The sequence below is a fragment of the Vibrio sp. 05-20-BW147 genome, assembly GCF_013369385.1.
GTDB lineage: Bacteria > Pseudomonadota > Gammaproteobacteria > Enterobacterales > Vibrionaceae > Vibrio > Vibrio floridensis.
Map to the genome: position 1 here is coordinate 86,946 of NZ_SZTO01000018.1, position 12,201 is coordinate 99,146.

Consider the following 12,201-nt stretch of genomic DNA (forward strand, 5'->3'; position numbering starts at 1 on the left):
TCATTTCCTTATTACTGGACCGCGGCCAGCAACTCCTCTTCTGACATTCGTTGTCCCTGGATCTGTTTGACGATTCGACCTTTGTTGACCACGTAGATCACATCGCAAAAGCTGCCCACTTCGGCATATTCACTGGAGACAAAAATTACCCCGTTGCCTTGTTCCACATACTGATTAACGATTTTCATGATTTCATATTTGGCATTGATATCGATGCCAAAGGTCGGATCATCGAGCAGCAGCACTTTGGCTTGGGTCGAGAGACACTTACCAATCACCACTTTTTGCTGATTCCCGCCAGAGAGGTAACGGACCGCTTGGGACGCCCCAGCGGTTTTGACGCCAAGACGACGAATCGCTGCATCGACAATGTCTTGCCCTTCATTCTTATCAATAACCAAAGAGTGAGAAATGCGATCGAATGAAGCCATCAGGAGATTGTCAAAGACTGAAAAATCCAACACTAGCCCTTGTGAACGGCGCTCTTCGGGCACCATATTGATGCCATTTTCAATCGCATCCCGTGGTGAACGGATGTGTACCGGTTTGCCCTCAACCAAGACTTCCCCTTTGGTTAGTGGCGTTAAACCATAAATGGCTTGCAAAATTTCGGTGCGACCACTGCCCAGCAAACCGGCCAAGCCCACCACTTGCCCTGGCATCACTTTGAGCGAAATCGCATCCAGTTGATCGGTTGTCACCTCTCTGAGTTCAAGCAACGGCACTTTCTGCGTGTCAACCACAGGGCGAAGCCAATCCATTTGGGTATCACTTTTATTGCCCAACATCGCTTCCACCAGTGCATCCACTGAGGTTTGTGACGTTGGGGTTTCCAGTACACTGTAGCCATCGCGTAGGACTGTTACCGCATCGCAAATTCGTAGGATGTCCGCCAAATAGTGGGTGATATAGATGATGCTGATGCCACTCGTTTTGAGCTTTTCGATCACACGAAACAGTTCGTTGATTTCATTGTTCGAGAGCGACGCCGTCGGTTCATCAAGCACCAGTATTTTGGCATCGAGCGCCAGTGCCTTGGCGATTTCCACCAGCTGCTGCTCACCCAAGCTCAATGTTTCAACAAGCTGGCTAGGGTCAATCTCCACGCCCAGCAGCTCTAATAGCGGCTTCGCTTGACGCTCACGGGCCCGATTGGAAATCAAGCTGCGCCTTGCGGTCGGATGGTTAAGAAAAATATTGTCAGCGATACTTAATGTCGGAACGAGGCTGAGATCCTGATAAACCATGGCAATTCCAGCGGCTTGCGCCGCCTTTGGTGACGAGAAGGTGACCGCTTTGCCAAACAAGCGAATTTCACCACCATCACGAGTGTGGAAACCATTGATCAGTTTCACCAACGTGGATTTCCCGGCGCCGTTTTGCCCCACTAACGCATGGACCTCCCCTTGCTTTAAGGTGAAATCGACTCCTTTCAACACTGGAGTACCATCAAACCCTTTTTTTAAACCACGGGCTTCAATTGCATTACTCACACGCTGTCTCCCTATCTGAATCAGGTTCAGCCTGCCAGCATGCTGACAGGCCAGTGACTATCTCTTTATTTCAGGGCTTTTTGCACCGCTTCAGGCGCTGGGCGACGCAGCGCTTGCTGCCATGCTTCCAACAAGTTATCGCGGGTCACCGCGCTGGCACCAACGGTAACAAAAGGAGGAGTTGGCTGATCCAGTTTCGCCAATGCACCCATGCGTGCGAGGGTCTGGCCCAAGTCATATGGCAAATCCGTGACAATGCCCGCCACGTTGCGTTGTTTGGCCATGTCTAGCGCATTGGCCGCGCCCAAATCCATGGTAATCACTTTAATGTCTTTACGCCCTGCAGCACGAGTGGCGGCAACCACCCCTTCCGCAATGCTGTCCCATGGTGCGTAAATCGCTTTAATGTCAGGATATTGGGTAATCATCGCCGAGGCGATCACTTCACCATCATTCGCATTGGCAATGCCGCGTTTTGCGACCACTTCGATGTTAGGGTAACGCTGTTGCAAATTGGCCAATGCGGCTTGGTCACGCTGATTGGTGACGTAGTAATTCGCTTCGTGATAGATAAAGCCGACTTTGCCTTTCTCATCCACGGCATCGGCGATGAGATCAGCCGCAATTTTACCCATCTGAGATAAATCATCCGTCACAATACCGGCGTAGTCTTTACCATGCTCAAAACCACTTGGTAGGTTACTGATCAGCACAAGCTTACTGCCCTGCTCAACCGCAGGACGAAACGCAGCCGCACCTGAGACCGGATCAACGACCAATGAAATAAGAATGTCAGGCTTCATCGCCATGGTGGTTTCAACGTCGGTCTTCTGCTTATTGGCATTGAACTCGGCATCCGTGACCGCAACCACCTTGATATTCAAATCGGCGAATTTGTCCTTTGCCCCTTCAATTAACGCATTCGACCAATCTGATGTGCTGTGCATCAAAATGGCGGCGGTGTAACCGGCGGCGCGCACTTGATTTTTCTCCACCTCAGACAACGTCACTTGTGAATAAGGCGTGGCACTTTCGCCATTAGGACCTTTGGTTTCCGTGACCGCGAATGCCAAACTGCTCACGGCAAGCACAGCACTCATACTTACCGCACGACATAAACTGATTATTGCTTGTTTTTCCATTTCTCATCCAACCATGTGGGTATTAGGTAGGTATTAATTTAGGTATTTTATAGGCATTCATATGAGATCGAGATCTCATCAATCACTTTTTACATTGTGATAACAATCGCAAAGATGGCTAATAATTAAACAAAACGATACATATTGCGCGGAATCATCGCACTGAGAGAACAAAAGCGTAGAATGGCGTGGGTTAAATTTGAGATGCCTAATAGGTAAAAGATAGGTATATTGTCAGTTCCAGTTCAATCAGCAGAGATATGTCACGGTTTATGCCTTCCTCAGACACAATGAATAGTCCAATGACCAGCAATATGTATCAACAATTGCTCGCCCTGCATGACATTTATTTTGTGGCCTTTGATCACGAGGAAAAGGTCGTGGCCAGCAATTATCCTGTCGCCACATTGTCACTGCAGACCTTAGACGATTTGGTTTTTCTTGTTGGGCCGCAGTTCATAGGTCAAATCCGCGCCTTGTTGAAAGGGCAAACCGCCCAACTCAGTTTTGATATCGCTAACTTACACTTTTCTATGTGCCAGCTGCAGGATACCAACAAGAGTCAGCCACTCTACTGCCTGCAAATTGAATCAAAAGAAAAAGTGGCGATGGAACCGAAACTCAGCGCCATTGAACAAGACTATCAAATCATTCATGAGCTGACGGAGTCCTTGAGCCTATTGAGTCAATCCGGAACAACACAGCTCCCTGATGAACTGCAGCAAGAGATCCGCAGCAAACACTTGCCAGAAGTTGAACATCGCTTATCGCAACTGCAAGATCCCAGCTTGAAACTGTGCTTAGAAATCGTCAAAACCAATATGGAGAACCTGCTGCAAGAAGACGGTGCGCTCAACAGCCGTTTGCTCGAAGTGCTGACACCATCGGAGCTACAGGTGGCGGAGTTCATTCGCAGTGGCATGTCGAGCCAGGAGATTGCCAGCACACTCAATGTGGCGCGGAAAACGGTGGAAAACCACCGCAACAGCCTGCGCAACAAATTGGGCATCACCAATCGCGGCGTCAATCTGCGCAATTACTTATTAAGTTTAGAGAAACGCTGACCACGCTCCTTTATGAGCGATCCTCCCATTTGGGGAGGATCTGCTGCCCAACACCCGCTTTTTGAGTGGTGCTAGAGAGTGAAACATCACGCCCCTTTGTCGTATTCAATCGAGTTGATGAACCACTCTTTGATACCGCTTGGGGTTGGCACTTGCACTTCGTCATCGACTTCTTTTTTCAGCAGCGCGCGCGCCATCGGCGAATCAATCGAAATGTAGCCTTTGGCGTCACCGTAAATCTCTTCTGGACCGACGATGCGAAATTTCATCACTTCGCCCGCTTCATTTTCAATTTCCACCCACGCACCAAAAAAGACTTTGCCCTCTTGCTGCGGTGCGTAATCAACGATTTTGACTTCCGGTAAAAACTTACTCAAAAAGCGCACACGGCGATCGATTTGACGCAGCAAACGCTTGTTGTAGGTGTAGTCGGCGTTTTCTGAACGATCGCCGAGACTCGCGGCCCACGACACTTTTTGCGTGATCTCAGGGCGGTGCTCTTTCCACAGATAATCGAGCTCTTGCTTGAGCTTGTTGTACCCTTCACGGGTAATCATTTTGGTTTTCACGAACTTTCCCTTAATGGCTCGAACGGAATCAGATGGAGCGAAAAGTAACGAGTTTTGCCGCGCTTTGCCAGTCACCTGCGAAGATTTGACGCAATACTCTCAAAAGCGGCGGTAAAACGTGTTATTGATCACCAACATGAACGCAGGTCGCTCAGCCACTCTCCCACAAGGGTAGAAACTGACGCGAACTGTCCCCATATTAGACCCACCAACGAAGAACAAAGAGATCCCACGGATGAGCCAAGCTATCTGTCGTCTGATTGCTCAAGAGCTGAATGTTCGCCCTGAGCAAGTCACTGCTGCCGTTGCCCTAATTGATGATGGCAACACCGTTCCTTTTATCGCCCGTTACCGTAAAGAGGTAACCGGTGGGTTAGATGATACTCAATTGCGCAACCTTGATAGCCGTTTGTCCTATCTGCGCGAGTTGGATGACCGTCGCCAAACCATTCTTAAATCGATTCAAGAACAAGGCAAACTTACCGCTGAACTGGAAAGTGAGATCCTCACTGCCGACAGCAAAACGCGCCTTGAAGATCTGTATCTGCCTTATAAGCCAAAGCGCCGTACCAAAGGGCAAATCGCGATTGAAGCAGGCCTAGAGCCACTGGCCGATACACTTTGGAACCACCCGCAAACCGAGCCAGAAAGCGAAGCGATCCGCTACATTAATGCCGACAAAGGGGTGGAAGACAGCAAAGCCGCGCTCGATGGCGCACGTGCCATCCTCATGGAGCGCATTGCCGAAGACGCCAACTTGCTGGAGAAAATTCGCCAGTACCTCAATCGTCATGCCGAAATTGTGTCACGCGTGGTGGCGGGCAAAGAGCACGAAGGCGAGAAGTTCAAAGATTACTTTGAGCACAACGAAGCGATCAGCAAAGTGCCTTCTCACCGCGCTTTGGCGATGCTGCGCGGCCGAAACGAAGGCTTCCTCAGCCTGACGCTCAATGCCGACCCACAGCAAGAAGAAAGTGTGCGCCAATCCTATTGCGAAACCCTGATTGCCGATCACTATGGCGTGACGCTGAGCAGCGCCCCTGCTGACAACTGGCGCAAGCAGGTCATCAGTTGGGCGTGGCGCATCAAGGTGTCAATGCACATGGAAACCGAGTTGATGGCGGCAATGAAAGAGCGCTCGGAAATCGAAGCGATTGAAGTGTTCGCCACCAACCTCAAAGATCTGTTGATGGCAGCGCCTGCGGGCCCGCGTGCAACGCTCGGTCTTGACCCTGGCTTGCGCACCGGCTGTAAAGTCGCGGTGGTGGACGCCACCGGTAAAGTACTGGCCACCGACACCATTTACCCACACGTACCACAGAATCAGTACGATCGCGCCATGCAAACGGTGGCAGCGTTGATCAAGCAACACAATGTCGATTTGATTGCGATTGGTAACGGCACCGCTTCACGCGAAACCGATGCCTTTGCTGCAGATTTGATTAAGCGTGGCAATCTCAAAGTACAGAAAATCATGGTCAGCGAAGCAGGCGCTTCGGTCTACTCCGCCTCAGAACTGGCGGCCAAAGAGTTCCCAAATATGGACGTGTCACTGCGTGGCGCGGTGTCGATTGCTCGGCGCCTGCAAGACCCACTGGCCGAGCTGGTGAAAATCGATCCGAAATCAATCGGTGTGGGCCAATATCAGCACGACGTGAGCCAATCCATGCTGGCCAAACGCCTTGATGCGGTGGTGGAAGATTGTGTAAACGCGGTCGGTGTGGATGTGAATACCGCTTCCGCCGCGCTGCTGACCCGCGTGGCTGGTCTCTCGACCACGTTGGCGCAGAACATTGTCGATTTTCGTGATGAGAATGGCCGTTTCGACAGCCGTACCACATTGAAAAAAGTGCCACGTTTGGGGCCAAAAGCGTTTGAACAGTGTGCGGGCTTCCTACGTATTATGGATGGCAAAAACCCGCTCGATGCCTCTTCAGTTCACCCTGAAGCCTACCCAGTGGTCAAAGCGATTGCCGAGAAGAACCAAAAAGCGGTCAAAGCGCTGATTGGCGATTCGGGCTTCCTTAAAGGATTGCGCGCGGTGGATTACACCGATGAACACTTTGGTGTGCCAACGGTGACCGACATCATCAAAGAGTTGGATAAACCGGGCCGTGACCCTCGTCCTGAATTCAAAACCGCCACCTTCGCCGAAGGCATTCATAATGTGTCCGATCTCGAAGTGGGGATGATTCTTGAAGGGGTAGTATCAAACGTGGCCAACTTTGGCGCCTTTGTTGACATCGGCGTTCACCAAGATGGCTTGGTGCACATTTCAGCGCTGACCGATCGCTTTGTTTCTGATCCGCGTGAAGTGGTTAAAGCGGGCGACATCGTTAAAGTCAAAGTGATGGAAGTGGATGTGCAGCGCAAGCGTATCGCACTGTCAATGCGCCTCAGTGATGAGCCAGGGCAAGACAATCGCAGCCAACGCGCTGCCACACCACGTGGCCAGCAAGAGCGCCGCGCTCCATCGCCACGTAGCCATGACAACGACAATACACTTGGCGGTGCCATGGGTGGTGCGTTTGCCGCCGCGTTTGCCAAAGCGAAAAAGTAACCGCAGCCCGCTGAGCAAAATAAAACCCACTATGCTTCCATAGTGGGTTTTTATTGTCAGTCACTGCGGTGGTGTTTGCTTGCTATAACACCGCAATCACTTCTGAAGGGGTATGAGGCGCGACAGAGTGACCGTAATGGTACTTGATGATCGCTCGACGCTTCTCCATGATCCCTTCTCTTATCGCCGCATCCAAGATACGTTTGGGCAGACGATAGCGCATTGCGTAGCCTTTACCCTGTTCTTCACTGTAACTTCGCAGTGCCAGAAGTCCAAAAAGCCGCTCAAGCGTGTCTTTGGGGTCTTCATGATAGACCGAGATCTCTTGCGTATTGGTTTCCATCTCATAGCCAGGGTGCTCTGAAGGATCCCACGAAGATTGACGTCGGCGTTTATCATCACTTTTGACTTTACGTTCCGCGTTAGATTTGGCCAACGCAACGGTTGGCGCCACAGGTTCACGCACTCTGTTGTCGCGCGCGGCCTGCTCTGTCTGCACATTTACCGATGGGGCGATCAGTGGCACACTCACAGTGGTCGGTGACACTATCATCGCGATACCTCCTCAAAGAATCGCCCTACCATGCACATCACTGCACAGCCCCAAAACCGCTTCACTAACCCTAGTAAGTTGCCTTGGTTACTTCTTGTATCGACCAATATTTGAACAGGTTTAATTTTATTTTTCGCTTACTTGCCGGCAAAGCTCAGCAACTGGTGGCAAAAACTCTCTGGTTCAGTGATAAAAGGCGCGTGTGACGACTGGGTGAAAATGAACTGCTCACTGGCGGGTAACGCTTTCTCCAGATCCTGCGCCACCTTGATCGGCACCAACCCGTCCAAACGGCCGTACAGACGCAACATCGGCATCGTTAAGTGCGGCAGATGGTCGCGCAAGTCCACCTCCGCCAGCATTTGCAGCCCAGCCAAAAGCGATTGAGGGTTGGGTTGCGGGCGCGAGAACACCGCTTGTTTGAGGTTTTTCACATCTTGTCGCGCAGAAGGGCTGCCCATGGCTTGCAGCGCCATAAAACGCTCTACCGTGGTGTGAAAATCTTCACTCAACTGCTCGGTAAAGGCGCTCAGAACTTGTGGCTGAATGCCGCGCCAACGCGCTTCTGCAGCGAACTTCGGTGAGCTCGCCACCGTCACTAACTTGCTGACGTAATCGGCGTGATGCAGCGCCATGTGCGTCGCCACCAGACCACCTAATGACCAGCCAACCCAAATGGCTTGTTTTGGTGCATGCTCGAGAAGCTGCTGGGCAATCTCTTCTAAACTTGCCGCATGAAGATGGGCACTGTGGCCATAGCCAGGCAGATCCACCACATGCAAACGAAAGTGCAGCTCCAGCCTTTCAACCACCTGCTGCCACACCGCGCCATTCATGCCCCAGCCATGCAGCAACACCAAATCGGGCCCCTGACCTTGTGTTTGCCAGTGTAAATCTGTGCTCATCTTCCCTCTTACTCCTACTTTTTCCAGCCTCAAGCGCCACGTGTGGTCGAGTACGCTAGCGACACGATTCATTCGCCCCACTGCCCGTATGTTAACCGATTGGCTTAGTGAAAAAATACTCCGATCTCTTCCTCGCCTCTGTCATCTGTGCGGCTTGCCGATGAATCACGACCATCACCCGCTTTGGTGCAAGCACTGCCTAACCCTGTTCGATGCCGAACCGCGTTGCCAACGTTGCGGGCTGCCGACGTTAACGGTTGTCCCCCAGTGCGGCCAATGTCTGAAATCTCCGCCCCCTTGGCAAAGGCTCTACTGCCTCACGCCGTATCGCTTTCCAACCTCACACTACGTCAATCAGATCAAACATCAGCGCAAATTCTGGTACTGCGCCAACTTGGCACCTTTGCTCATCCAACGCATTGACCGCCCCGCGCCACTGCTGCTCTCTGTGCCGATGCATTGGCGTCGGCAATGGCAGCGAGGCTTCAATCAAAGCGATGTGTTGGCGGCGCAACTGGCCCGTAGATTAAATCGCCCCTTCCTTGCCCACGCTTTTACTCGTTTGTTGCACACTCCGCCACAGCAAGGGCTCAATAAACAGCAGCGTCAGCGCAACTTAGCGGGTGCTTTTCGCCTCAATCGCTCGGCTCTGCCCCATGCGATTCCCAAGCATGTCGCGATTGTCGATGATGTGGTCACGACGGGCAGTACGGTACGACAATTATGTCAATTACTGCTTGCAGTCGGCGTGGAAAGCATTGATATTTATTGCCTCTGCCGAACTCCCGAGAAGGATTAAGTTGGATGTCACTGTCGCTTGACAGTGCGGCGTGCGCTCTAAAGCATGTTTTCTCATCAAAACACTAGATCCTTTCGTTATCAGGAGTAAAATGGCGTCAATAACCTACAAATTTACTCGGGTATTCGTCGTGTCAAATATTACTATCACTGAAGCAGCACAAACTCATTTTGCCAATCTATTGGGCCAGCAGCCTGATGGAACCAACATTCGTGTTTTCGTCGTCAATCCAGGCACACAAAACGCAGAATGTGGCGTTTCTTACTGCCCACCTGAAGCGGTAGAAGCTACCGATACCGAAATCCCATACCAAAGCTTTTCTGCCTACGTTGACGAGCTCAGCTTGCCGTTCCTTGAAGATGCGGAAATTGACTACGTGACCGACAAAATGGGCTCACAGTTAACACTGAAAGCACCCAACGCCAAAATGCGTAAAGTCGCGGACGACGCGCCACTGCTTGAGCGTGTTGAATACGCGATTCAAACTCAAGTGAACCCACAACTTGCTGGTCACGGCGGCCACGTGAAACTGATGGAAATCACTGACGCTGGCGTTGCGATTGTTGCCTTTGGTGGCGGCTGTAACGGTTGTTCAATGGTCGACGTGACGCTAAAAGAAGGCATCGAGAAAGAGTTACTACAGCAATTCTCAGGTGAGCTAACGGCGGTTCGCGATGCCACTGAGCACGATCGCGGCGATCACTCATACTACTAAGTTATTCTCATTTTGGTTATAACTGAGACGAAATTTAAAGGTTGGCACACTTGGGCCAACCTTTTCTTTTAGTATATATTCCAGTCATCAATGTTTTGCAGGAGGAATCAACGTCATGAGCAGAAGGAAAGAACCCGATATTCTTAATCGTAATGTCGTTGCTCAATCACGACTCTTTTCTATCGAAAGCCTTGAACTGCGTTTCTCCAACGGCGAAGAGCGAATTTACGAGCGCCTCAAACCAAGCGGTAAAAATGCCGTGATGATGGTTCCCGTTACTGAGCAAGGTGACCTATTATTAGTGAGAGAGTACGCTGCAGGTACAGAGCGCTATGAGCTTGGCTTCCCTAAAGGGCTTATTGATCAGGGAGAAAGCGCCGAACAAGCAGCGGATCGGGAATTGAAAGAAGAAATCGGCTTTGGCGCGAAACAATTAACGCCATTAAAGCAAGTGGTGCTGGCTCCTTCCTATTTCTCAAGCAAAATGACGCTGTTTTTGGCACAAGATCTGTATCCAGAAACATTGGAAGGCGATGAGCCAGAGCCGCTTGAAGTGGTTCGTTGGCCACTCGCGCAGGCAGAAGAACTTCTTCATCACTTAGATTTTTGTGAATCCCGCAGTATCACAGCGCTACTATTGGCACTGAGAGCACTTCGATCGGCCAAGTAGTAAGGAAGAGAGCTATGCCTACCTCACAGGATTTATCGGCACTGTTGCCGCAAGTTATCGATATTGCTCGCACCGCGGGGCAATTGATTCTGGATATCTACCAAAGTAAGCAGTACCAAGAGTACACCAAAAGCGATGAGACGCCGGTCACCAGCGCCGATCTCGCCGCGCACAAATTGATCAACCAACGACTGAGTGAGTTAACCCCAGACATTCCAGTGCTGTCTGAAGAAGCGGCGGATATCAGCTTGGAACAACGCGCGCAATGGAACCGTTACTGGTTGGTAGACCCTCTTGATGGAACGCAGGAGTTTATCGCCCGCAGCGGCGATTTTGCCACCATCATCGCCTTAGTGGAGAACAACAAGCCGGTAATGGGCGTGGTGTATGGTCCGGTTTCAGGTGTGACTTACTATGCGTATCAAGGTAAAGGCGCATGGAAGATCCCTGAGATGAACGAAAGCTTGAAAATTCAAACCCACAAACATGAACTGCCCGGACAAAACATTGCGATTGCCATCAGCCGTCGTCAGGACATCAATCGCATCACCAACCGTATGAGCAGCAGTTGGAATTACGATTTGGTGCCGTTAGGCTCAGCGGCGTTGAAAGCGTGCTTGGTCGCGGAAGGAGCCGTGGATTGCTATTTGCGCCTTGGTCCGACCGGGGAATGGGATACCGCGGCGACACAATGCATCGTGGAAGAAGCTGGCGGACGCATCCTCAGCACCTACTTGGAACCGCTTTCTTATAACGAACGAGACACCTTGGAAAATCCGAACTTCATCGTATTAGGCGATGCCGATTTGCCGTGGAACGACATTTTGCAGGTCAAAGGCTAGGGACTGTTGACCTAGCTGCCGGCGGAAAGTCCCAGTGAAACGTGCCAACGGAAACGTAAAAAGCGAGCTCAGCTCGCTTTTTTGTGTCATTAATCTTTCTTTGCGTTCAACGCCAAGGCAATCTCGCTAAAAGCGCCCTTGGTAGTCAAACTCATACTGCCCTTGACCATTCGGGTTCCCTAGCCAGCTCAGCTGTGATTTCATCGCCGCTGGGAATTCTGCACCCGGTTTAAACCAAGCCGAGGTCGTGTATTGACGATTTGGCGTCACTTGAGCACTGAATTGCGCGCTGACTTGGGCGCTTTGTTGCTCGCCCTTCACCGACAATTGGCTACTTTTACAGGTGAAATCGGAAATCACCGGCCCCAAGTCCAATGCGCCGATCGGGGTACCGACTTTACTGGCACTCCACACTAACGTGCCCGTGCCGCTGGCACACCAAGGTGCTTGGTAAACCGCGTGACGCACGTTCACTTCCACTTGCCCTTCCACTTGCAGCGGCAAAGGCATGGGCAAACGTGAGGCCACTTTTTCCGCGGGTAACGAAGCGACAAGATTTTCCACATACGCCCCTTGGCCAAGACCATAGCCGACCAAACCTTTACCACGCAGATTCAAATCGCTGCCGCGACCAAAGCGCAATGCGTATTGCACGTTACCGGTGAACAATTTGCTGGTTTGAAAATCCCAATGCACCTCACCAAAACTCTGACCTTGCCAACGAATGGTGCTTGCACTGCCCTGCCACACCGTACCGGAGGTGCCCTCAATCGTCAGGCCACGCACGGGTGGCAAATAATTGAGCGCAAAGCTAACCGGAATGCTCGACAGTAAACTGATGCTAAAAAAGAGAACAAAAATCAGGCTGTAAATAATCGCGCGCTTCACC

12 protein-coding genes are annotated in these 12,201 nt (G+C 51.2%); 6 read left to right on the forward strand and 6 right to left on the reverse strand.

The genetic code is table 11. The annotated features are described in order from the left end of the window. Nucleotides 1-11: 11 nt before the first annotated feature. A complete protein-coding gene (locus FC652_RS16040) occupies nucleotides 12-1,493 on the reverse strand; it encodes a sugar ABC transporter ATP-binding protein (protein ID WP_176299387.1) in 1,482 nt (493 codons plus the stop codon). A 65-nt stretch (nucleotides 1,494-1,558) separates the two neighbouring features. Then, nucleotides 1,559-2,635 carry a substrate-binding domain-containing protein gene (locus tag FC652_RS16045; protein WP_080535534.1) on the reverse strand — a complete coding sequence of 359 codons (1,077 nt, stop codon included), beginning with the start codon at nucleotides 2,633-2,635 and terminating at the stop codon, nucleotides 1,559-1,561. A gap of 314 nt (nucleotides 2,636-2,949) precedes the next feature. On the opposite strand from FC652_RS16045, the gene FC652_RS16050 reads away from it, so the two are divergent. Beyond that, nucleotides 2,950-3,699, forward strand: a complete 750-nt coding sequence (locus FC652_RS16050) for a helix-turn-helix transcriptional regulator (RefSeq protein ID WP_176299431.1) — start codon at nucleotides 2,950-2,952, stop codon at nucleotides 3,697-3,699. Nucleotides 3,700-3,785: 86 nt separating this feature from the next. On the opposite strand, the gene greB is transcribed toward FC652_RS16050, so the two are convergent. Beyond that, a complete protein-coding gene (greB, locus tag FC652_RS16055; RefSeq protein WP_013572566.1) occupies nucleotides 3,786-4,268 on the reverse strand; it encodes a transcription elongation factor GreB in 483 nt (160 codons plus the stop codon). Nucleotides 4,269-4,503: 235 nt separating this feature from the next. Here greB and FC652_RS16060 point away from each other — a divergent pair, with 235 nt between their 5' ends. Continuing rightward, nucleotides 4,504-6,828, forward strand: coding sequence for a Tex family protein (locus tag FC652_RS16060; RefSeq protein ID WP_176299388.1), 2,325 nt, complete (start codon nucleotides 4,504-4,506; stop codon nucleotides 6,826-6,828). 82 nt (nucleotides 6,829-6,910) lie between these two features. Here FC652_RS16060 and FC652_RS16065 read toward each other — a convergent pair whose 3' ends face one another. Together FC652_RS16065 and bioH are read right to left on the reverse strand one after the other, a co-directional pair. Beyond that, nucleotides 6,911-7,381 carry a hypothetical protein gene (locus tag FC652_RS16065; RefSeq protein ID WP_011078928.1) on the reverse strand — a complete coding sequence of 157 codons (471 nt, stop codon included), beginning with the start codon at nucleotides 7,379-7,381 and terminating at the stop codon, nucleotides 6,911-6,913. Nucleotides 7,382-7,518: 137 nt separating this feature from the next. Then, nucleotides 7,519-8,286, reverse strand: coding sequence for a pimeloyl-ACP methyl ester esterase BioH (gene bioH, locus FC652_RS16070; protein WP_176299389.1), 768 nt, complete (start codon nucleotides 8,284-8,286; stop codon nucleotides 7,519-7,521). 88 nt (nucleotides 8,287-8,374) lie between these two features. Between bioH and FC652_RS16075 the strand changes: the two genes are divergently transcribed. The 4 genes from FC652_RS16075 to cysQ all read left to right on the forward strand — a co-directional run bounded on the left by FC652_RS16075 (nucleotide 8,375) and on the right by cysQ (nucleotide 11,312). Beyond that, nucleotides 8,375-9,085, forward strand: a complete 711-nt coding sequence (locus FC652_RS16075) for a ComF family protein (RefSeq protein WP_176299390.1) — start codon at nucleotides 8,375-8,377, stop codon at nucleotides 9,083-9,085. 130 nt (nucleotides 9,086-9,215) lie between these two features. Continuing rightward, nucleotides 9,216-9,800, forward strand: coding sequence for a Fe-S biogenesis protein NfuA (nfuA, locus tag FC652_RS16080; protein ID WP_026050270.1), 585 nt, complete (start codon nucleotides 9,216-9,218; stop codon nucleotides 9,798-9,800). A gap of 115 nt (nucleotides 9,801-9,915) precedes the next feature. Beyond that, nucleotides 9,916-10,470, forward strand: coding sequence for an ADP compounds hydrolase NudE (nudE, locus tag FC652_RS16085; RefSeq protein WP_176299391.1), 555 nt, complete (start codon nucleotides 9,916-9,918; stop codon nucleotides 10,468-10,470). Nucleotides 10,471-10,484: 14 nt separating this feature from the next. Continuing rightward, nucleotides 10,485-11,312, forward strand: coding sequence for a 3'(2'),5'-bisphosphate nucleotidase CysQ (gene cysQ / locus FC652_RS16090; protein WP_011078933.1), 828 nt, complete (start codon nucleotides 10,485-10,487; stop codon nucleotides 11,310-11,312). 126 nt (nucleotides 11,313-11,438) lie between these two features. Here cysQ and FC652_RS16095 read toward each other — a convergent pair whose 3' ends face one another. After that, nucleotides 11,439-12,200 carry a type II secretion system protein N gene (locus FC652_RS16095; RefSeq protein ID WP_176299392.1) on the reverse strand — a complete coding sequence of 254 codons (762 nt, stop codon included), beginning with the start codon at nucleotides 12,198-12,200 and terminating at the stop codon, nucleotides 11,439-11,441. Nucleotide 12,201 lies beyond the last annotated feature (1 nt).

Bases quoted from the DNA above. Each gene is read 5' to 3' on its own strand.
- FC652_RS16045 (WP_080535534.1), bottom strand. From the start codon at position 2,635: ATGGAAAAACAAGCAATAATCAGTTTATGTCGTGCGGTAAGTATGAGT.
- FC652_RS16050 (WP_176299431.1), top strand. From the start codon at position 2,950: ATGTATCAACAATTGCTCGCCCTGCATGACATTTATTTTGTGGCCTTT.
- FC652_RS16060 (WP_176299388.1), top strand. From the start codon at position 4,504: ATGAGCCAAGCTATCTGTCGTCTGATTGCTCAAGAGCTGAATGTTCGC.
- FC652_RS16065 (WP_011078928.1), bottom strand. From the start codon at position 7,381: ATGATAGTGTCACCGACCACTGTGAGTGTGCCACTGATCGCCCCATCG.
- bioH (WP_176299389.1), bottom strand. From the start codon at position 8,286: ATGAGCACAGATTTACACTGGCAAACACAAGGTCAGGGGCCCGATTTG.
- FC652_RS16075 (WP_176299390.1), top strand. From the start codon at position 8,375: ATGTTAACCGATTGGCTTAGTGAAAAAATACTCCGATCTCTTCCTCGC.
- nudE (WP_176299391.1), top strand. From the start codon at position 9,916: ATGAGCAGAAGGAAAGAACCCGATATTCTTAATCGTAATGTCGTTGCT.
- cysQ (WP_011078933.1), top strand. From the start codon at position 10,485: ATGCCTACCTCACAGGATTTATCGGCACTGTTGCCGCAAGTTATCGAT.